The following is a 22,215-nucleotide window of genomic DNA, read 5'->3' as shown; positions in this document are numbered from 1 at the left end:
AAGGAATGACACATTTCCGTAGAGATATGGAACATTTTTTGCCTGTCATCCCGTTTAAGCCTCCGTATCATGAGGCGGCGAATTAATCGGGTACGGGTCAATGACATTCAGAGATTTTGAGGCGGAGGAAAAACTCTTCCAGCGGCGTGTATTGGTGGCCTTTGGCCTGGTGGTCATCTGCTTTGGCATCCTGATTTACAATCTCTACAACTTACAAATCTGTCAGCACCAGTATTACACCACCCGCTCGAATGCAAACGACATCAAAATGCTTCCCGTGGCCCCGACGCGTGGCATGATTTACGATCGCAACGGCATCCCGCTGGTGCGCAACGTAACCTGGTACGACATTTCCGTTACGCCTTATAAAATCAGTGATATGAATGCCCTGATCAGGCAGCTCACGCCTATCATTGACCTCACTCCTGATGACATTGACCAGTTTCGCCATGCGCTGAAAGCCAGCAGCCGCTATCGCCCGGTCGTGCTAAAAAATGCGCTGACTGATGTGGAAATCGCCCGCTTCTCGGTTAACCAGTTTCATTTCAGCGGCGTCAATATCAATAGCTATGAAGACCGCCAGTACCCTTATGGCGCAGCGCTGGCGCATGTCCTTGGCTATGTGTCAAAAATCAATGACAACGACCTGAAAGCGCTGGATCAAAAAGGCCTGACAGAGAACTACGCCGCCGATCACAACATCGGTAAGCAGGGTATTGAGCACTACTATGAAAATGAACTGCATGGGAAAACCGGTTATCAGGAGGTCGAAGTTGATAACCACGGACGCATCGTTCGCCTGATCAAAGATGTGCCGCCCGTTGCCGGAAAAGATATCCACCTGACGCTGGACCTCCATTTACAGCAATATATTGAGAGTCTGTTGGTGGGCCAGCGGGCCGCCGTTTTGGTTGAGGATCCGCATGACGGTTCCGTGCTGGCAATGGTTTCGAACCCCAGCTATGACCCCAACCCGTTTGTCAAAGGTATCAGCTATCAGGACTATAACAAGCTGCTTCAGGATAAGGACCTGCCGTTAATCAACCGCGTCACGCAAGGGTTATATCCTCCCGCCTCCACGGTCAAACCGTATATGGCGATGTCAGCGTTACTGGACGGCGTGATCACGCCGCAGACCCGTTTCTTCGGCGCCCCCACCTGGACGCTCCCCGGCACGGAGCGACATTACCGTGACTGGAAAAAAACGGGCCACGGTATGCTGGATGTCACCAAAGCAATTGAAGAATCTGCCGACACATTCTTTTATCAGGTGGCGTATATGATGGGGATTGACCGTATTAACAGCATGCTCAGCCAGTTTGGCTATGGCAAACCGACCGGCATCGATCTTGGTGAGGAGTATAACGGCCTGCTCCCGAGCCGCGAATGGAAGCAGAAAGTACATAAAAAAGCCTGGTATCAGGGAGATACCATTTCGGTTGGCATCGGCCAGGGCTACTGGATTGCCACGCCAATCCAGATGGTTAAAGCCATGGTCGCGCAGATTAACAACGGCAAGGTTATCGCCCCTCACCTGCTACGTGATGAAGAGAGCGGAAAAGTCATCACGCCGTATCAGGCTCCCGAAGCACCGTCACAAATTGCCTCTGCTTCGTCCCCCTACTGGGGGCTGGTACGTCAAGCGATGTTCGGCATGGCGAATGAGCCAAACGGTACCGGTTATAAGTTCTTTCACACCGCGCCTTACGGCATTGCAGCGAAAAGTGGCACATCACAGGTCTTTAGCCTGAAAGAAAATCAGACCTACGATGCGAAAATGATCCCCGTACGTCTGCGCGACCACGTGTTCTATACCGCATTTGCGCCATATAAGAACCCAAAAGTCGCCATAGCGTTAATTCTGGAAAACGGCGGCAGCGATGGCGTCACCGCCGCACCAGTCATGCGTCAAATCATGGATCATCTGTTTGCTGCGCAGGGCAACGATGCACAAGCGGGTCCGATAGCCGCAACGCCACCGGACACCGATATCAAAAATACTTACGCAAGTATTCGGTAAGGCACAGCATCGCCATCGCCTGACCGTAAGGCATGGAGGTCCGGGGGATGTTGCGGTAGAAATCGAGATTGTGGCCCATCCCGGTACCAAACGAGGTATGCAGCAATTCACCTTCCGGCGAAATATGTTGCACAATGCCTCTGATGGCTTTTTCGGCTACAGCCGCATAGTCTTGTCCGACATAGCGTTTACGTACCGCTTTGAGGATCCCATAGGCAAATCCGGCGGTTGCCGAGGCTTCCAGATACGACTGCGGGTCGTCCAGCAAGGTGTGCCACAGTCCGCTTTCATCCTGGCACTTCGCCAACGCCGCGATTTGCGCGTTCAAAACCTGCACCAGATAGCGGTGCACTGCATTGTTTTCCGGCAAATCAAGTAATTCGAGGAAATCCGGGATGACTATAGTTAACCAGCTGTTGCCACGCGCCCAGCGAGCGTTGGCGAAGTTATGCTGTCCTTCATAGCTCCAGCCGTGGAACCACAGCCCCGTTTCTTTATCCATCAGGTTTTGCACGTGCAGCAGGAACTGATAGGTTGCCTCTTCAATATACTCGGGACGGTTGAGCAACTTGCCAATCTTCGCCAGCGGTAAGACCGTCATCATCAACGTGTCATCCCACATCTGCTGGTGATTTTCTTCCGCCAGCGTAATGTGCTGCATACCGCCGAATTGGGTACGCGGCATATCATGCATTGCCCACTCAGCCCAGCTGTCGAGCCACGGCAGATACGCGGGATTACGCGTCTCTTCATAGCGATATGCCAGCGTTAAAAACGGCGCCATGGTGTTGACGTTTTTGGTCGTTGCACCTTCCGCAAAGCGATCGGCAAACCAGCTGTCGATAATATCGCGCATCGCGGCATCGCCGGTTTGCTGATAATACTGATACATCCCGTACAAGCCGATGCCGTGCGTCCACTCCCATCCCGCCCAGCCTTTGGTATCAATAACGCGTCCGTCATCCAGACGTAGCAAGAACTCGCCGGTCTCATCATGAATATTGACCAGGTTATGCGTCACCTTTTTGATCAACGCTTTTAATTCATCCCTGGCAATAAAATGTTCTGGCTGGCGCAACAATGGACTGTGTTTAACCGGATAAACAATCATTTACTTAACCTCTGTCAATGTCGAATTCAATACAGCACCCTTTTCCAGTTTCGGTGCCGCTGGTTTATTACGATTCAGGTAACCAATATTGTTGTTACCCCAAAGTGATTCATAAGGCATGCCCGATAGCATCTCTACGGTCGCGCGTCCTTTAGCGGAAAGTCCTTCCAACACGGGTTGCCCGGACTCTCGCATTTTTGCTGTCTCTTCGCGCAGGGTGCTGTGCGTTTGCAGGTTCAGTTTGAAGCGCAAGGAAACCAGGAAACCCAGCGCCAGAACAATCAGCGTTCCGCAGCTCAGAATTAACAGGATGGTATGGCTGACCGCCGCGGGCTGTGCGCTCTGACCGGAGACAAAACCAGACAACTGCATCACAATCCCCACCAGCATCACCGCTCCCGCCTGCGACGCTTTACGCGTTAACGTCATAATGCCGGCGAAGATCCCTTCCCGACGCTGACCGGTAATCACTTCGTCAACGTCGGCAATATAGGTGTAGATATTCCAGGGAACGTAGTTGATACCACCGCGTCCCAAACCCGCAACGGCGGAAACCAATAGCAACAGAGAATAAACATCGCTTAATCCGGCGTAATACAGCCCCGCATAGGAGAGTGAACTGAGGCCAAACAGGACGACCACCATGCGATAAGACGGCGCAGGTCCGAAACGGATGCACAATGGGATCATGGCGATAACGGCAATAAACTGGAAGATAGCCATCGTACCCAGCAGGTTTGACGCCATTGATGCTTCCTGCATCAGCACAAACACCACATAGTAAGTAAAGACGGCGTTAAAGACGTCCTGGGCAATATAGCCGCCAAGATACATTCCTAAATGCTGGCGAAAGATACGGATGCGCAGTGTTGAACTCAGTTCCACAAATAAACGGTTCATACTCTGACTCAAGGTCAGGCTTTTCTTCTCTTCTTCGGCTCGCAGCGCCGCCTCAGTCCACTCTTCCCGTGGGCGTTCCCAGGTAAAGAACCAGACGAAGGTCAGCATCAGTGCACACAGCACGGAAAACACCAGGCTGGCGTAGAAAAAAGAGACGGGGTTGTCCTTGCCAAACAGCGTCAGCAGAACGCCAGGTAAGAATGAGGCCAGAATGGCAGACATTTGCGCCATCGAAATGCGCGCGCCGGAGAATTTGGTTTTCTGTTTAAAGTCATCGGTCATTTCGGGTACCAGCGTTTCGTAAGGCACCAGAATCATGGTGTAGACCACGTCAAAAATCAGATAGGTGAGCAGGTAGTACCAGAACCCCATATCACCCACCCACATTAGTGAGTAGCTAAAGACACAGGGTATCCCCAACAGAATAAAAAACTTGCGTCGCCCAAAGCGTTTGCCGAGCCAGGTGGAGCCAAAGTTATCGGTTAAAAAACCCATTAATGGGCTAACAACGGCATCCAACACCCTGGCGGTAGCGAAGATAAAGGTTGCTTCGATTGGCGTCAGGCCACAGAACGTCGTGTAAAAATAGAGTAGCCAGGCCGCGGTTAACGCCGTGGTGCCTGCGCCTAAAAAATCCCCCGAACCGTAGGCAAAATAGTTAACCAACCCAATTTTACGTGTATTCATTGCCGTTACCCCTGCACATTATTGGGAGGCCCCGCAATCCTCGCTTTGACATTGGGCCTCCTTACAGGGCCACAGTAAAAGCTAACAGCAAGTGAAACCTTTCTATTTTTGCCAGGGGTATTCGTGAAATGGCAACAGCACAAAGAGTCCGGCAACGTATGTCACCCATTTTATAAAACAGCGTTTCTATTTAATCAAAGAGGCGGACTAGAATTGCGAAGCAGCCAGCAGTTTCTGCTGCTGGCCGGAATGATGGGAGGCGTTAACGATAGTTCACAATCACCTGATTGCTCTGAACCTGTAAGGCGGGGATCAGGCGACCGCCACCGGGTACTTCCCAGACAAAATGCATCGGTTCGATGGCGGGAACATTATTGAATCCGTTGGTGGTCCCGCTTTGCCCGTCCAGCTCAACACAGCGGGACTGAGAACATAAACGCACCCGTAAACCCGCGGGCGTTGGGCCATTGAGCTCATAGCGCCAGGCCACCAGCGTCATCAACCCCGAGACCGGCTGGCTGGGCGTCAGAGGTGAAGACGAGGCTGACTGGCCGCGGTGATTTAAAGTAATCCCCATACCGCTGGCCTGCCAGGCGCCTTCTCCGGCAGCCTGCGCTACCAGAGGAAAAAACAACAACCACAGTAATTTACGCATTACTTACCTCCAATAGTCGCCGTCATACGGATATGGCGGTTGTCAGACAGCTCCATGTTCGATAACACCACCAGTTGCGGAATGCTGCGACGTAAAAAGCGTGCCAGTAACGGACGCAACGCGTGGTTGACCAGCAAGACCGGCGGCGCACCCAACATTTCCTGACGAGACAGCGCTTCCTGAGTCTGGGCCAGCAGTCGGTCTGCAAGACCCGGCTCCAGACCGCCGCCGCCCTGCAGCGCCTGCAGAAGCAAACGTTCGAGCGGAGTATCAAGGCCGATAACCTGAACCTCTTCATTACCCGGGAACCACTGCTGAGTGATGGCGCGTCCCAACGCAACACGTACCACCGCGGTAAGCTCATGCGGATCGTTTTGCAGCGGTGCATGTTCAGCCAGCGTTTCGAGAATGGTGCGCATATCGCGAATCGGTACTTTCTCATCCAGTAAGTTCTGCAGCACTTTATGCAGCGTAGTGAGCGTCACGACGCCCGGAACCAGGTCTTCTGTCAGTTTTGGCATCTCCTGCGAAACGCGGTCCAGTAGCTGTTGCGCCTCCTGACGGCCAAACAGCTCCGCAGCAAACTGCCCAATCAGGTGATTAAGGTGCGTGGCGACAACGGTACTGGCTTCAACAACCGTAAAGCCCTGAATCTGCGCCTGTTCCTTCAATGCGCTTTCAATCCAGATAGCGTCCAGACCGAAAGCCGGATCGACCGTTTTCTCGCCCGGCAGTGACCCGGCGGCAGTACCAGGGTTAATGGCCAGCCAGCGTCCCGGATAGGCGTCACCGCTGCCAATTTCCACCCCTTTCATCAAAATACGATAGCGGGCTGGCTGCAGATCCATATTGTCGCGGATATGTACCACCGGCGGCAGAAAACCCATATCCTGGGCAAATTTCTTACGAATACTGCGAATTCGCCCCAGCAACTCGCCATCTTGCTGAAAGTCCACCATTGGGATCAGGCGGTAGCCTACCTCCATCCCCAGGGAATCCTCCAGCTGTACGTCATTCCATGTTGCTTCCACCACGGAGTTGTTTTCCGGCATTTTCACCGGCTGCGGCTCATCGGGAGCTTTTTGCTCACGACCACGCATCCACCAGGCCAGACCCAGTAACGCGGCGGTAAACATCAAAAACACCAGGTTCGGCATGCCCGGAACCAGACCCAAAAGACCAAGCACCGCTGCACTAAGCAGCATGACACTAGGATTACTGAACAGTTGGGTCACCATCTGTTCGCCTACATCCTGGTCGGTACTCACGCGGGTCACGATAACCCCCGCCGCGGTGGAGATTACCAGCGCAGGAATTTGCGCCACCAGCCCGTCACCGATGGTCAGCAGGGTATAACTTTCCGCTGCGCTACCCATGCTCATACCATGCTGCAACACCCCGACTAACAGACCGCCGACCACGTTGATCACCATGATCAAAATACCGGCGATGGCATCTCCACGTACGAATTTACTCGCACCGTCCATAGAGCCGTAGAAATCCGCTTCCTGCGTCACCTCCGAGCGCCGTTTTTTGGCTTCATCTTCGCCAATCAGACCCGCATTCAAATCCGCATCAATCGCCATCTGCTTGCCGGGCATACCATCCAGCACGAAGCGCGCGCCAACCTCGGCGATACGTCCGGCACCTTTGGTGATAACCATAAAGTTGATAATGACGAGAATAACGAAGACCACGATACCGATCGCAAAGTTACCGCCCACCAGGAAGTGACCAAAAGCTTCAACCACCTTTCCCGCCGCCGCCGCGCCGGTATGCCCTTCCATTAAAATGATACGCGTCGACGCAACGTTCAGGGCGAGGCGTAATAATGTGGTAAACAGCAAAATCGTCGGGAATGCGGCAAACTCCAGCGTACGCTGGGTGAACATCGCCACCAGCAGCACCATGATCGACAGCGCAATGTTAAACGTGAACAGCAAATCGAGGACGAAAGCCGGCAACGGCAACACCATCATCGACAGGATCAGCAGGATAAGGATCGGTCCGGCAAGGATTTGCAGTTGCGTGGATTTCAGGTTGCTGGGCAAACGCAACATCGCGACCAGATTAGCCATCAGTATTCTTCTCGTTCATGAAATCCAGTGCTTCAGGCACCGGAAGGTTTTCAGGTTGTGGTGGACGCTTGCCGCCGGCGAGACGCCAGCGTTTTAGCTGCCATACCCATGCCAGCACTTCGGCAACGGCGGCATATAATTGACCCGGTATTTGTTGACCAATCTCAGCATGACGGTATAGCGCACGCGCCAGCGGCGGCGCTTCTAACGTAGGGACTCGATGTTCAGCGCCAATCTCACGAATGCGCAGCGCCACCAGCCCCGCGCCTTTGGCAACAACTTTCGGCGCGCTCATTTTGTTCTCGTCATACTTCAACGCCACCGAATAGTGCGTGGGGTTGGTAACAATCACGTCTGCTTTCGGCACATCCGCCATCATGCGACGCTGCGCGGCCGCGCGCTGCATTTGGCGTATTTTGCCCTTAACGTGCGGGTCGCCTTCGCTTTGCTTAAATTCGTCACGGATATCCTGACGCGACATGCGCAGCTTTTTCAGATGGCTGTAAATCTGGAAAAAAACGTCGAACCCCACCATCGGAATAACGCCAAGCACCACCAACAGCGCGCACATGCCAACTAAATCCAGTGCGTTGCCCATCGCCGTAATCGGCGATTCCGCCATCAGACGCATCATCGCCGGCCAGTTATGCCAGAGATAAAATCCGGCCACGCTCCCCACCAGCGTGGATTTCAGTATCGCTTTGAGCAGTTCCGCCCCGGTTTGCGCTGAAAACATGCGTTTAATGCCCGGCAACGGATTCAGCTTAGAGAACTTGGGCTGCAGAGATTTACCGCTGAAAATCAAGCCGCCAAGCATCACCGGGGAGATTAATGCCACCAGAACGACGCCGGTAATCAACGGTAACAGCGCAATCATCGCGTCTTTAATCAGCAGGATGATTTGGCTGAGGATCAGGTTAGGGTCATTGACCATACTGTGGTCAAAACGTAATCCGGCCGACAGCATACCGGCCAGTCTGCGGGCAAGCGACTCCCCGCCAATCCAGATAATGCACACGCCCACCAGCAAAATAAGCAGTGAGGTCAGCTCTTTGGATCGGGGGACCTGCCCTTCTTCCCGTGCTTTTTCAAGTCGGTGGGGTGTGGGGGCTTCTGTTTTGTCGTCGTCGCTTTCTTCTGCCACGGCATTACTCTCGTCGTCACGGTCACGAGTATTATCGCGACCGCAACCATTGCCAATGCGTCGAATAGCGAAACGAAAACAGAGGAATTCGAGCGTTCGTTTGTCACGACAGCGCGAACGCTGCCGTGACAACCACGCGGTTAGCGCTGCCAGATAACGCGATAATGGCCCGATCCCACCTGCGCGCTATAGCCGCCGTCTACTGGCGCGAAGTCGAGGCCATCGGTATCGAGCAGCGTTTGTGCGCCATCAAGGATCACCATTGAGTGAGTATTCGGCGGAATATCTACCTCAAGGGTGATGGACTGTAAGCCATCGCGCGCCGGTTCCTGCGTCCAGTGGACGGTAATATCACCATATACCGAGCCGAATCGCGCTTTCAGCCATGTCAGGCCACCGCCCGGAATAGGCCGTAGTACCGAAGATTTAAATCCCGGCGCATGTTCTTCGGTATTTATTCCCGCCGCCACGCGATACAGCCATTCACCGATCGCCCCGTAGGCATAATGGTTGAAAGAGTTCATGTCCGGGCTCCACATTGTGCCATCCGGTTTCACGCCATCCCAGTGTTCCCAAATCGTCGTCGCCCCGGCCTTTACCTGATACAACCAGCTTGGGAAGTCCTCTTTCATCAGTAATTGCCACGCCGCGTCGGCCTGCCCGTTTTCGCTCAATGCGTGACAGAAATAGGGGGTGCCGACAAACCCCGTCACCAGATGCCCGACATTTTCCGCCAGCCGTTCCAGCAGCGTTTGCACGGTGCGCTCGCGGTGCGCATCCGGCACTAACTGGAAGTAAAGCGCCAGAATATGCGCCGTTTGCGTGCGCGCCGCCAGCCGCCCGGTGGCGGTAAAAAACTCATTGCGGAAGCTTTCGACAATCGCGGTATGCAGCGCCTGATAATGAGTGTGGTCAACGTCATTTCCCAGTGCTTTGGCTGATTTCGCCAGCAGCAGCGTGGACAACGCATAGTAGGCCATGCAGGTCAGTTCATTCGGCGTTGCGCCAAAATAGCTGCCCTCTTTGGCATCCAGCGCAACCCAATCGCCAAACTGCAGTTTCCACGACCACTGGTTCTCAACAGCGTTGTCATGCATAAACTCCACCCAGGCTTTCATGCTTTTGTACTGGCGGGCCAGCGTCTGTTTATCGCCGTACATCAGGTACAGCGTCCACGGGTTAATCACCGCCGCATCGGCCCAGGCTGCGGCGGAATGGGTGCGCCCGTGGGATAAAAAGCGGTCGTTGTCGCATTTGCCGGTGAGGATATCGGGAATGACGTGCGGCACACCGCCCTCCGGCGTTTGGTCATGCTGAAGATCAGTCAGCCATTTGGCAAAAAAAGTGCGCGTCTGCATCAGATAACTCGCAGTGCGACAAAAAATTTGCGCATCGCCCGTCCATCCCAGACGTTCATCGCGCTGCGGGCAGTCGGTTGGGATATCGACGAAATTGCCCTTAAGCCCCCACATGATGTTGTGATGTAGTTGGTTGAGATCCGCATTTGAGGTTTCAATGTGACCCGTCGGCGTCATCGCGGAATGCAGCACGACCGCGACAAAATCATCCCGCGTCGGCGTGCCAGGCCAACGTTCAATCAGCACATAACGGAAACCCTGAAAGGTAAAATGCGGGTGATAACATTCTTCACCCTCGCCGCGTAAGGTGTAATCAATGCACTGTTTGGCGGTGCGCAGGTTCGCCAGATAAACATTGCCTTCGGCATCCAGCACTTCAAAATGGCGCAGCACCACGCGCTCACCTGCCGCACCGCGCACCAGAAACTCCACCCAGCCGCTGAGGTTCTGGCCAAAATCAAGCACCGTCTCGCCTTTTGGCGTCGTGATGATTGAGCACGGCGCAAGCCGTTCTATTTCTTGTACCGGGCAGGCCGTTTGCGGTTGCAGCACCGACGTCTCTGCCGCAAGCGTCGTCACCGCACGCCAATGCCCGGCGCTAAACGCAGGCTCGCTCCAGCCGCGCTGCTCCCGACGTGCGTCATACACTTCGCCATCATAAATTTCAGCAAACAAAATCGCGTCATCGCAGCTCTGCCAGTGTGCATCCGTGGCGATTATCCGCTGGCTACCATCGTGGAGCGTCACCACCATATGGCAAATAAACCCCGTCTGCTGGCCGTAATAGTTGCGATAGCGGTTGAAGCTCATATCCCCTTTATACCAACCCGCTCCCACCATCGCGCCAATCACGTTTTCGCCTTCTCGCAGGTGCTCGGTCACATCCCAGGTTTGATACAACAGATGGTGGTGGTAGCTCGTCCAGCCGGGCGATAACTCATCACGCCCGACTTTTTCGCCGTTGATCCACAGTTGGTACAACCCCAGCGCGCTGGCATGTACCACCGCCGAAACAATGTCATCACCGTCGGACAAACTGAACGCATGGCGCAACAACGTGCCTTTCGAGTTGTCTTTATCCTGCGGCGTTTCAGCCGAGATAAACACCCCTTGCCACGCTTGCGCTGGCAGGCCAGTAATAAACGTTGCCGCCGGGCTCCAGCCGCTCTCTTCACCGTGGTTATCGGTAATATGCACCCGCACAAAATAGCGCGTCGAGTGCTGGCAGGCGACGTCGGGCAATTCGATATTACTGGAGCGGTCATCGTGCATTTCGCCGCTGTCAAACAGGCATTGGGCAAAATCTTCTTGCGCCGACAGCTGCAAACGCCAGCTACGCTGCTGTACATCGCGCAAGGTGCTGGTGATTATCCAGCCGAAAACCGGCAACGTTTCGCAGCCCGTCAGCGTGGTTTCATAGTTGAGCGTAATCTTTTCTACTGCCAACATAATTTTTCCCTCAGTGGCTCATATTCAGGCTTTGGCCCGCAAAGTATCGTGCGACGCCTGTCCGTTATCAGACGTCGCCACCATTTCTGTTTCTGCATTAAATTCATTACGTTGCTTGCCGTGGAAGCACAGCCAGCCGATAACCATGCCTATCGCCACAATCGCCGTCAGCAGGCAATAAAGAACCACCGGCCCCGCGCTCAACAGCACAGGAGTGACGAACGCCAACAAGCCGCAGGTCAGACGGGCGACACCGACAATCACTCCTTGCGCGGTGGCGCGTAGCATGGTGGGGAATGACTCTTGCGCCCACACTTTCATGATGCCTTCGAAGGCAAATCCTGTGCCGATATTGGTAAACAGCAGGCAGCAGAACCAGGAGAGCGGCGAGAAATTAAACAGTACCGGCACGAAATAACCACCGGACATCATCACCGCGCCAAAAATAAAGAATGGAACCCGTTTTGAGGTATCAACGACGCGCATAAACATCAACCCAGACGCCACGCTCACTGGCAGAATCAACAGCCCCCACAGCGAGTGCGTGCTGACCGAAATGCCCACCACATTTACCGCTACATAAGCCCCAAACTGCCCGCCGGTATTGGCCGCCAGATTGGTGAAGGTATAAAAGATACACAGCGAGATAAACGGCCACAGGTATTTGCCTTCAAGCAGATCGCGCCAGCCGGTTTTCTGCGCCCGCACGGTGGCGATGCCACGACGCAGTTCATCCTTTGCCGCCAACCACAGCGGCGACTCAGGGATAGACCAACGCAGGATCATCAGCACAACCGCCACCAGCCCAACGTGCATATACATGATTTGCGCGCCAATCAGTCCCCAGTCGCCGACGATAGCGGAGATCCCCATCGTGGCGCCAATTCCCACCAGCCAGAGTAAATTGGACAAGCCGATAATCTTGCCGCGGTTTTCATCGTTCGCCGCTTCGGAGATAGTCGCCAGAGAGACAGGTAAATCAGCCCCTGTCGCCAGCCCCACCAAGAGTGTGCCCAGCACCAGGAACGGGAAGTTCAAACCAAAGGCCAGCGCCAGCGTGCCGATAAAAATCATCGCCATCGTAATAATAAAAACATTACGACGACCAATACGGTCTCCAAGACGACCGCCACCAAAAGCCCCAGCGGCAATACTCAGCGTTAATAATCCAGATAAAATGCCAATTTGTAGTGCAGTAATACCCATTGTTTTTTGATAAATGACTAAGGCTGTACCACTGGAAACAATAGCCGCCGAATCAATATATGATGCCATTCCAGACACCACCCCAATATACCAGGGGTTAGGTGTTTTATTTTTTGACATAACGATTCCCTTAAATTTACAGATAGTATGGCGAGAAATAAGCGTATGGCCTACCCCCGTCACGATGGATGGTAGTAATAATTTTTTATTGTTATTAACCTAACAATTAAATCGCTATTAAAACTCGTGAATGAAGTTCACGTTCATGGCTTGGAGGATAATGGAAATACCGTCGATACGATTCAGTCAACCTGATCGCATTCATAAAACCACAACGTGTCGCAATTTCACTGATGGTTTTATCCGTAGTGCGCAGTAATTCTTGAGCTTTTAATACACGATACAACATCTGGAATTTAACCGGAGTATAACCAGTCACTCGCTTAATTAAGCGATACATCGTGCGCCTGGCGACACCGTTATCATCACTCAACACATTCCAGTCTAAATGACGCAAGCTACTGGTCTTGAGCATACGGATCAGGTTGGCTCGCCCTCGCTCATCAGGGCTAAGCGCCTCGGTTTGGCGGTCGCACTGGCAAAGTGTGTTGATGATGTTCAGCAAAGCGACTTCACACAATGAAAAATAGAGCACGTCATAGTTACTCTCGTTACGTGAGATTATCTCCTGGCTCAATACCTCAATACGCGCCAGCGCTCCCTGAGTTAACGCCAGCGCGGTAGGCTGTAGAAGTTTTTCTTTTATACAATCGAGCAAATTATCAATGTGCTGTAAAAAATGAAAACTGCGCGGGCGACGAATCAATATATTAATAACCGACAGATTATTAGTTGAAACATAACTATGGGTATCGTTAGCGGTCACTAAAAAAAAGTCACCCTGGCAGATAAAACGAACCAAGTCATTAATAATATGAAACCCGCTACCGCTACGGACAATCACCAGTTCATCAAAATCATGCCCGTGCACACCTTCCATTAATTGGTTATTCATCGAAAAAAGACAAAACGCATGTTGCTCTGAATGAAAAAAATCATTCTCACGTAAAATTCGCATATCTCCCCCGCCGCTATTCGAGTAAAAACACTCGGGATATCGATAAATAACCTACTGACATAATATATTGCCTTGCACCGATAACCATTTAACTGCAATTATTATGACAAGTCTATATATCGCACTGTCACTCAGGCGTAACCTGCTGTGACCTCAGCATCATTTCGGCAAATAACCGCCAAGTTATGGCATAAAAAAGAGGATATACGCCGTGCAGATGAACCCACTTCATCCAGGCATTCAACCGGGTACGAATCATAGTGCAGGGCACATTGTGCCGACTGGCGGCCCAATAATCCTGCGGGATCCACAAAAGCGCAGCGCTCGGTATGCAGCGTTCGAACCCGTTCTGGCAACGTCACCGTAAAAATGGATAGTAAGTAAAGAGAACGATAGGTATCTGTAGGCCGGATAACGCGCAAGCCGTTATCGGTTAGAATGCCCGGCGGCGAGCGCCTGCCGGGCCAGCAAATAAAAACGCTACGGATCAGAACCCGAGGCTATCCAGCAGGTCGTCAACCTGATCCTGACTTGCCACCACGCCGGCTTTTGAGGTGTCAACCTGCGGGCCGTTAAGCAAGCTTTCGTTTTCACGTTTCGGACGAGCGCCCTGCTCTGGAATGTTTTCCAGCAGAACCATCAGCAGCTGACGTTCAATCTCCTGGATAACATCCATCATGCGCTTGATGACCTGACCGGTGAGGTCCTGGAAATCCTGCGCCATCATGATGTCCAGCAGTTGAGCGTTAGTAAAGCTGGTATGCCCTGGCACATCACCCAGGAACTGGCGGGTATCGGTGACCAGTTCACGGGCGTCAGACAGCTCGATCGGATTTTCGAACCATTCATCCCAGCGTTTGGTCAGGTCTTTGGCCCCTTTTTCCATCGCGTCCTGGTGCGGCTGCGAAGCTTCCACACTGTTCAACGCGCGCTCTGCCGCCTGTGCGGTCATCTGCACAACGTAATCGAGACGATCGCGGGCATCGGGAATCGCTTCTGCCGCTTCGGCAATGGCCTGATCCAGCCCCAGTTCACGCAGGCTGTCGCGCAGCATTCGGGTCAAACTGCCGATGCGCGCGATGATGTCCCCGGCTGAATGTTCGTCAGCAGGTTTAATTTGTGGTTGCATCATCATTATCACACCCTCACATGCCCAGTTTCTCAAAGATTTTATTGAGTTTCTCTTCTAGCGTCGCCGCCGTGAACGGTTTCACGACATAACCACTGGCGCCAGCCTGTGCCGCCGCAATGATATTCTCTTTCTTCGCTTCCGCCGTAACCATCAGCACCGGCAGGGCGGACATTCCGCCATCAGCACGAATGGTTTTCAGCAGTTCCAGGCCATCCATGTTCGGCATATTCCAGTCGGAAATGACAAAACCAAATCCCCCAGCCTGCAGCTTATTCAGCGCGTCCACGCCGTCTTCGGCCTCTTCAACATTGTTGAAACCCAGTTCTTTGAGCAGGTTACGCACGATGCGACGCATGGTGGAAAAGTCATCCACAACCAAAAACTTAAGCTCTTTATCCGCCATAAAAAATAAACTCCTGATTCAAATACGTATTGCCTGTCCGGCACTGATTTTCGCCAGCATTTGCTGGCTTACCTGGCTAAGATCGACCACTTCGCTGACGCCACCCATATTGATGGCCTCGCGCGGCATGCCGAACACCACACAACTTGCTTCGTTTTGCGCAATGGTCCAGGCACCCGCCTGGTTCATCGCTAACATTCCGGCGGCGCCATCGTTGCCCATACCCGTCAGGATCACTCCCACAGCATTACGCCCCGCATGTTTTGCCACCGAATGGAACAGCACATCCACTGAAGGTCGATGCCGGTTAACCGGTGGACCATCATGAATTTTGATCTGGTAGTTCGCCCCGCTGCGCGCCAGTTCCATATGCTTGTCACCAGGGGCGATATACGCATGCCCTGGAAGCACGCGCTCCCCGTCCTCAGCCTCTTTCACGGTGATCTGACACAGTTTGTTCAGACGCTCGGCAAATGAGCGGGTAAATCCTGGCGGCATATGCTGGGTAATAAGAATACCGGGACTTGAAAGCGGCAATGGCTGGAGTACATGGCGAATTGCCTCTGTTCCTCCGGTTGAGGCGCCAATCGCCAGCAGTTTTTCAGAACTGAGTAACGGCCCCGCTTTCAAGGTCACCTGTGCCGTCATGGGTTTGTGGGCCGCCAGTTTTGCCCGCGACGCGGTGCGGATCTTCTCAGCGATCATTTCGCTGTAGGCCAACATCCCTTCACGGATCCCCAACTGTGGTTTGGTGACAAAATCAATCGCTCCCAACTCCAGCGCCCGCAGCGTGACCTCAGAACCTTTACCGGTCAGCGAAGAGACCATAACCACTGGCATCGGACGCAGACGCATCAGTTTCTCAAGAAAGTCGAGGCCGTCCATGCGCGGCATTTCCACATCCAGCGTCAGGACGTCGGGATTGAATTTTTTGATTAAATCCCGGGCAACCAACGGATCCGGCGCCGTCGCCACCATTTCCATATCACTGTGGCTGTTAATAATTTCGGTCATGATTTGACGCATCAGTGCAGAATCATCAACCGATAAAACCCTGATTTTACTCATGCTTTATCCTTACCTGGCGCATGCGCATACACCGTCTGTCCACGCAAGCTAAACTCGCGCACGAGGTTGCTAAAGTTTTCTGAATGACCTGCAAACAGCAGCCCATCTGGTTTAAGAAGTGGAACAAAACGGTGCAAAATGTCCTGCTGCGTCGTTTTATCAAAATAGATCATCACGTTACGGCAAAATATGGCATCGAAGGGGCCTGGCACGTTGTACTGCTTATCCAGTAAATTCACGCTGGAAAATTCAACATGCCCCGCCAGTTCCTGCCGAACGCGTACCAGTCCTTCATGCGGTCCGGTGCCACGCATGAAATAACGCTGTAGCTGCTGCGGTGACAGCGTCTTTAGCTCATCAAGGCGGTAGATGCCACTTCTGGCTTTTTCCAGCACTTCGGTATCAATGTCGCTGGCAAAAACACGCCAGCGGCCCGGAGCCATACCTAAGGTATCAGCGAGCGTAATCGCAATGCTGTACGGCTCTTCTCCGGTTGACGCCGCCGCGCTCCAGACACGGTATTCACCGCTGCGCCGACGAGCATGATCTGACAGCACTGGAAAATGATGCCCTTCGCGAAAAAACGCGGTCAGATTGGTAGTCAGGGAGTTAATAAAAGCCTGCCACTCAGCACTGTTCTGGTTAGCTTCCAGCATGCTGAGATAGCGACCAAAGTCATCCAGTCCCAGGGTTCGCAGACGGCGGACCAGGCGGTTATAAACCATGTCCCGCTTATGGTCGGCCAGTACGATCCCCGCACGCTGGTAGATTAATTGACATATCCGACGAAAATGCGCGTCAGACAGCGCGAGGCGCTGTGTCATCTGTAACAATAATGACGTTTGCCCAGGGGGCAGAGATGATGTCATAGCGCCTTCTCAATCACATTCAGGATACAACGGGCACAACCTGCGGCTGCGCCAATTCTTGTTTTGCTACGGTTTGCTCTTCAAGCTTAAAAAATGCGACACAGGCAGAAAGATTATCGGCCTGCATGGCAAGTTGTCCGGTGGCGGATGCGGCTTCTTCCACCAGCCCGGCGTTTTGCTGCGTCACGGAGTCCATCTGGCTGACGGCCTGCGCCACCTGCTCGATGCCTTTGCGCTGTTCATCAGACGCAGAGGCAATCTCGCCCATGATGTCGTTAACCCGGGTAACCGAGCTGACAATTTCCGTCATGGTGCGCGCTGCCATATCAACCAACTGCGAGCCCTGATGCACTCGGGTGACAGACTCCTCAATGAGCCCCTTAATTTCTTTCGCCGCCTGTGCGCTACGGCTTGCCAGATTGCGCACTTCGCCCGCAACCACGGCAAAACCACGCCCCTGCTCACCCGCGCGAGCGGCCTCAACCGCAGCATTCAGCGCGAGGATATTGGTCTGAAAGGCAATACTGTCAATCACGCCAATGATGTCGCCAATTTTCTGCGAGCTCGCGGAAATCTCATGCATGGTGCTGGCGACCCGGGACGTCTGTTCGCCGCCTTTATGCGCTGTATCTGCCGCACTTTTGGCAATTCCTGACGCCTGGCGCGCGTTATCCGCATTCTGCCCAACGGTTGCGGTCAGTTGTTCCATGCTGGCTGCCGTTTGCGCCAGCGCGGCCGCCTGCTGTTCAGTGCGCGAAGACAAATCGTTATTGCCCATCGCGATTTCTGAAATGCCGCTATGCATGGCTGAGCTGCCCTGGCGTACTTCGCTTACCGTTTCACGCAGTGCCTGCTGCATCTTCTTCAGACTGGCAAAAATGGCTGAGATCTCATTGCGCCCATAAACCGCTACCGGCCGGGCCAGATTACCCGCGGCAATGCTGTCGAAATGACTGCCCACGATAGCCAGCGGCTGGACAATCATCTTGCGCGACCAGTACAGCGCACCGCTGGTGAGCAGTGCCGCCAGTACCACCATGGTGGCGAAAATCACCCCCGACATATGGTAATTTCGCTGGCTCTGCTCTCCTGCCGTTTGCAACACGCGATCGATGTTGCTCTGCCACGCATTCACATTTGCATCAAAAGCATCCTGAGCAGCCTGCACCGGCGCGGTCAGAAAATCTGACAACTGATTGTTTTCAAGCCAGGTGGCCTGATGCGCAAGAGCGCTGTGCCACTGGCTGAAACTTTTCTCCGTTGCGCCAAACAGCGCCTTTCCTTGTGCCGTCGTATCCGATGTCGCCATAAAGCGTTTAAACATCAATTCAGACTGCGCCAGGCTATCACGTGCGAGGGTCATCAGCGTGTTGATATCCTCTGGCGGATAGCTCAGGGCGGTCAGCGTCCCTGCCTTATTAAGGGCCGTACTGGCCTGTAATAACACAGCGCGGGTTTGGGCCAGCGCAGCGCGTTGCTGATTACTTCGTTCGACCTGATTCAGGTTCTGAAAACCGTCCCGAAATGCCCAGAAGGACAAGCCATTACTGCCAATCTGCAAAACACCGCAGAGGATTAAAATCAAAAACAGCGTGGTCGAAATTCGAATACGATTAAACATCAACGCTCCCATTGGGCGGCACTGGCCGCGGTTTAACTATCAGTCAAAATGTTTCCCAATTCGTATCTTGTTCATTGTTCTGGCGCGGATAGGATGCGGCCGCCGTTGCAGGTAATCGTGTATCGCGTGGCTTAGCCGACGCCGGACGTGACGCAAGGCGGAAAGTCGACACCGACTGCGTCAGGCGGCTGGCCTGTTCTTCAAGAGCAGCGGCAGCGGCAGCCGATTCCTGTACCAACGAGGCGTTCTGCTGCGTAACGCGATCCATCTCGGATACCGCGAGCGCCACCTGATCAATCCCCCGGCTTTGCTCGTCGGAGGCCGAGGCAATCTCGCCCATAATGTCGGTCACCCGCGTTACGGCATTTACGATGTCGTTCATCGTTTCGCCTGCGCTTTCTACCAATACGGACCCGGTATCCACTCGGGAAACCGAATCCTCAATCAACGCTTTGATCTCTTTCGCCGCCTGCGCACTGCGACTTGCCAGATTACGCACTTCGCCCGCAACCACAGCAAAGCCACGGCCTTGTTCACCGGCACGCGCCGCTTCAACCGCCGCGTTCAGCGCGAGAATGTTGGTCTGGAAAGCAATACCATCAATAACGCTGATGATGTCGGCGATTTTCTTCGAGCTATCGGCGATTTCGTGCATGGTGTTCACCACGCTATCAACCACTTTGCCGCCATGCTGTGCGGTATCGGAGGCGCTTTTCGCCAGTTGCGAGGCCTGACGCGCGTTGTCCGCATTTTGCTTCACGGTTGCGGTCAACTGTTCCATGCTGGCTGCGGTCTCTTCCAGCGCAGAGGCCTGCTGTTCAGTACGAGATGAAAGGTCGGTGTTCCCGCTGGCAATTTCGCTGGTCCCGGAATAAATCGCATCAGAACCTTCACGCACCAGGGTGACGGTTTCCGTCAGCGAGCGCTGCATATGATCAACCGTACTGGCCAGCTCGCCGATTTCATTACGACCGCTGACGGCCAGGGTCGCGGTCAGGTTACCGCTGGCGATTTCCCGAATATGGGCAATGACGCGAGACAGAGGATTAAGCAGGGTATGGCGGATGCCGTACCACACCACCACCAGAATCAGCACCAGCACTACGGCCAGCACGCCAAGCTGCCATTGGGCGAAATGGTAATCCCGCGCACTTTTATCGAATGCCTGAGCGTAAAGCTTTTCGCTAACGCTGGCGTACTTGCCCAGCGCCTCACCGAGCGCGTTTTGCATTCCCTGAGTCGGTTGCGCGAAATAGGCGTCCATATTGCCGTTCTCCAGAAACTGAACCAGTTCGGTTAAGGCCGCATGGTACTGCTGATATTTCTCCTCAACGTTGCCGCTGGCTTCTGCCATCTCGGGTAACGGTGTGATGTTTTTAAATTTTGCGTAATGTGTTTCGGCCTGCGCCAACGATGCTTTCGCATTCTTCAGCAGATCGTTTTTCGCGCTGCTTTGCTGGTTGGACGCGTCCATCATCATGCGTGCAGAAGAACGGCTTAAATTGATACGTGTTTGCAGCATCAGATCCCATGTTGAGGTGAGTTCACTTTGCTGCTGTCGAAGATCGTTAGAAATAACAAAACTTTGCTGATTCTGCTGCAATGAAGAAAACAACAGACCACCGGAAACAAGCTGTAGCAGTGCGAAAACCCCCAGCACCATCATCAGCATTGTGACAACGCGGATACGGTTAAACATAAGGCACCTTCCTGAAAACGAGTTATCAACGTTATCGGCAGTCGCTGAGATAACTTTACGTTTGCGAAAAGGAAATCCTGAAGGGACGTGAAGCCTCGCGGAAGGAGGGGAAGACGGGTGTACGGCAACCACAAATCATTCACATAAAAATGTCACAATTATCATGTGAATAACATTCAAATTTATCTGTGGGCGCGGTCATATTGGATGAAACAGTCATTATTTCGTGACCAGGATCACAAATACATATCCTCTGCACCACAACAAAATGGATAAAAAATTAAAAAAAGTTGTATCAGCTGGCGCTTTAATTCAATTTATATGATGAATACTTAGTTACCAATTAATAAATATAAAAAATGAGTAACCGAACAATAAATGTTAAATCCTTACTGAGGGCTTTTTAGTGGCAAATGCAAACAAACTCACGTTGTTTATCGTGATCTTCATGCTGGCGGGGATCCTGTCAGGGGCGGTGATCCACTCTTATGCCGCCCCCGGCGTAGTGACCGCCTGGGCCGATAATATTACGCTTCTCACCGACATCTTTTTGCGCCTGATTAAAATGGTGATCGCACCTTTAGTATTCAGCACCCTGACCGTCGGTATTATGCGCCTGGGGGAAACGTCCACCATCGGGCGCGTAGGCGGCAAAGCGATGATCTGGTTTATCAGCTCTTCCATACTGTCTATTCTGGTCGGTCTGTTTGTGGTTTCTCTTGAGCAACCCGGAAGCGGCCTGAACCTGGCGATCCCGCTGGAAGCCACTGATACCGGCCTGGCCGTGAGCGGCATGAGCCTGAAAGGTTTCCTGACTCACACCATCCCAACCAGCATAGCCGAGGCGATGGCCAACAATGAGATCCTGCAAATTGTGGTGTTCTCGATGTTCTTCGGTATTGGTGGCGCATCCCTTGGTGAGAAGTTCAATGCCCCGCTGGTTGCCGCGCTGGATGTGGTCTCCCACATTATGCTTAAGGTGACTGGCTACGTGATGTACGTTGCGCCGCTGGCCATTTTCGCCGCCATTTCCTCCGTTATCTCCACCCAGGGTCTGGGGATCCTGCTTAACTATGCGTCGTTCATCGGCGGCTACTATGTGGCTATTTTGCTGACCTGCCTGGTTCTGCTGGCGGTCGGTTATGTCATGCTGAAAAAAGAGGTTTTTCGTCTGGTAAGCATGCTGAAAGATCCGGTTCTGGTCGCATTTACTACCAGCAGCTCGGAAGCCGCCTATCCGAAAACGCTGGAGCAAGTAACCAAATTTGGTTGCTCGCCCAACATCGTGTCATTTGTATTGCCTATCGGTTATTCATTTAACCTGGTCGGCTCGATGGTTTACTGTTCATTTGCCTCGATGTTTATCGCGCAGGCCTATAACATTCACCTCTCCTTTGCAGAAATCACCGTCCTGATGCTGACGCTGATGCTGGCGTCAAAAGGGATTGCCGGCGTGCCGCGTTCTGCGCTGGTGGTGCTGGCAGCAACCATTCCGAGCTTTAATATTCCGGTTGCCGGGATTCTGTTACTGATGGGTATTGACCACTTCCTGGATATGGGACGTTCAGCAATCAACGTATTAGGTAACGGGATTGCAACGGCGATGCTGGCACAAGATGAAGGTTTACTGGAAGAAGAACCGGAGCTGGTTGAGCGGGAAGCGTAAAGGGAAATCTGCCGGATGCGCTACGCGTATCCGGCCTACAACAGCAATGATTGTAGGCCGGATATGGTATA

General features: G+C 53.2%; 16 protein-coding genes. 2 read left to right on the top strand and 14 right to left on the bottom strand.

Annotated features, from left to right (window positions below; all coding sequences use genetic code 11):
* The first annotated feature begins 100 nt into the window (after positions 1-100).
* Complete coding sequence (gene mrdA / locus HV350_RS10880) at positions 101-2,020, top strand: penicillin-binding protein 2 (RefSeq protein WP_181630471.1); 1,920 nt, start codon at positions 101-103, stop codon at positions 2,018-2,020.
* On the opposite strand, the gene HV350_RS10875 is transcribed toward mrdA, so the two are convergent.
* From HV350_RS10875 to tar, 14 genes are all read right to left on the bottom strand, one after another.
* The gene (locus tag HV350_RS10875) at positions 1,992-3,131 is read right to left on the bottom strand and encodes a glycoside hydrolase family 105 protein (protein WP_016156806.1); all 1,140 of its coding nucleotides are present in this window, start codon (positions 3,129-3,131) and stop codon (positions 1,992-1,994) included. The two genes, mrdA and HV350_RS10875, sit on opposite strands and share 29 nt — an antisense overlap.
* Positions 3,132-4,718 carry an MFS transporter gene (locus HV350_RS10870; protein WP_016153426.1) on the bottom strand — a complete coding sequence of 529 codons (1,587 nt, stop codon included), beginning with the start codon at positions 4,716-4,718 and terminating at the stop codon, positions 3,132-3,134. It lies immediately after the preceding gene.
* Between the two features lie 262 nt (positions 4,719-4,980).
* A complete protein-coding gene (gene flhe, locus HV350_RS10865; protein ID WP_016153427.1) occupies positions 4,981-5,373 on the bottom strand; it encodes a flagellar protein FlhE in 393 nt (130 codons plus the stop codon).
* The gene (gene flhA, locus HV350_RS10860; protein ID WP_016153428.1) at positions 5,373-7,451 is read right to left on the bottom strand and encodes a flagellar biosynthesis protein FlhA; all 2,079 of its coding nucleotides are present in this window, start codon (positions 7,449-7,451) and stop codon (positions 5,373-5,375) included. Before flhA ends, flhe begins: the two co-directional genes overlap by 1 nt.
* The gene (gene flhB / locus HV350_RS10855) at positions 7,444-8,595 is read right to left on the bottom strand and encodes a flagellar biosynthesis protein FlhB (RefSeq protein ID WP_016153429.1); all 1,152 of its coding nucleotides are present in this window, start codon (positions 8,593-8,595) and stop codon (positions 7,444-7,446) included. The genes flhA and flhB overlap by 8 nt, the downstream gene beginning before the upstream one ends.
* Before the next feature lie 140 nt (positions 8,596-8,735).
* On the bottom strand, positions 8,736-11,402 hold the full coding sequence (locus tag HV350_RS10850) for an alpha-L-rhamnosidase (protein ID WP_181630470.1): 2,667 nt from the start codon (positions 11,400-11,402) through the stop codon (positions 8,736-8,738).
* 24 nt (positions 11,403-11,426) lie between these two features.
* Positions 11,427-12,728 (bottom strand): MFS transporter, encoded by a 1,302-nt coding sequence (locus HV350_RS10845; RefSeq protein ID WP_094761091.1) that lies wholly within the window; start codon positions 12,726-12,728, stop codon positions 11,427-11,429.
* A 106-nt stretch (positions 12,729-12,834) separates the two neighbouring features.
* Positions 12,835-13,686, bottom strand: coding sequence for a helix-turn-helix domain-containing protein (locus tag HV350_RS10840; RefSeq protein ID WP_181630468.1), 852 nt, complete (start codon positions 13,684-13,686; stop codon positions 12,835-12,837).
* Between the two features lie 487 nt (positions 13,687-14,173).
* Entirely contained in the window at positions 14,174-14,818 is a 645-nt protein-coding gene (cheZ, locus tag HV350_RS10835) for a protein phosphatase CheZ (RefSeq protein WP_029139578.1), read from the bottom strand.
* Between the two features lie 13 nt (positions 14,819-14,831).
* Positions 14,832-15,221, bottom strand: coding sequence for a chemotaxis response regulator CheY (cheY, locus tag HV350_RS10830; RefSeq protein WP_016153434.1), 390 nt, complete (start codon positions 15,219-15,221; stop codon positions 14,832-14,834).
* Positions 15,222-15,239: 18 nt separating this feature from the next.
* The gene (locus HV350_RS10825; RefSeq protein WP_016153435.1) at positions 15,240-16,289 is read right to left on the bottom strand and encodes a chemotaxis response regulator protein-glutamate methylesterase; all 1,050 of its coding nucleotides are present in this window, start codon (positions 16,287-16,289) and stop codon (positions 15,240-15,242) included.
* Positions 16,286-17,158, bottom strand: coding sequence for a protein-glutamate O-methyltransferase CheR (cheR, locus tag HV350_RS10820; protein WP_016153436.1), 873 nt, complete (start codon positions 17,156-17,158; stop codon positions 16,286-16,288). The genes HV350_RS10825 and cheR overlap by 4 nt, the downstream gene beginning before the upstream one ends.
* Before the next feature lie 19 nt (positions 17,159-17,177).
* Positions 17,178-18,779 (bottom strand): methyl-accepting chemotaxis protein IV, encoded by a 1,602-nt coding sequence (gene tap, locus HV350_RS10815; RefSeq protein WP_095715403.1) that lies wholly within the window; start codon positions 18,777-18,779, stop codon positions 17,178-17,180.
* A 43-nt stretch (positions 18,780-18,822) separates the two neighbouring features.
* The gene (gene tar, locus HV350_RS10810; protein ID WP_046275660.1) at positions 18,823-20,478 is read right to left on the bottom strand and encodes a methyl-accepting chemotaxis protein II; all 1,656 of its coding nucleotides are present in this window, start codon (positions 20,476-20,478) and stop codon (positions 18,823-18,825) included.
* A gap of 406 nt (positions 20,479-20,884) precedes the next feature.
* On the opposite strand from tar, the gene HV350_RS10805 reads away from it, so the two are divergent.
* Positions 20,885-22,144, top strand: coding sequence for a dicarboxylate/amino acid:cation symporter (locus HV350_RS10805; protein ID WP_181630466.1), 1,260 nt, complete (start codon positions 20,885-20,887; stop codon positions 22,142-22,144).
* Positions 22,145-22,215 lie beyond the last annotated feature (71 nt).

The sequence above is a fragment of the Citrobacter sp. RHBSTW-01013 genome, assembly GCF_013781985.1.
Lineage (GTDB): Bacteria > Pseudomonadota > Gammaproteobacteria > Enterobacterales > Enterobacteriaceae > Citrobacter > Citrobacter braakii.
This window is presented reverse-complemented; position numbering and strand designations above follow the sequence as displayed.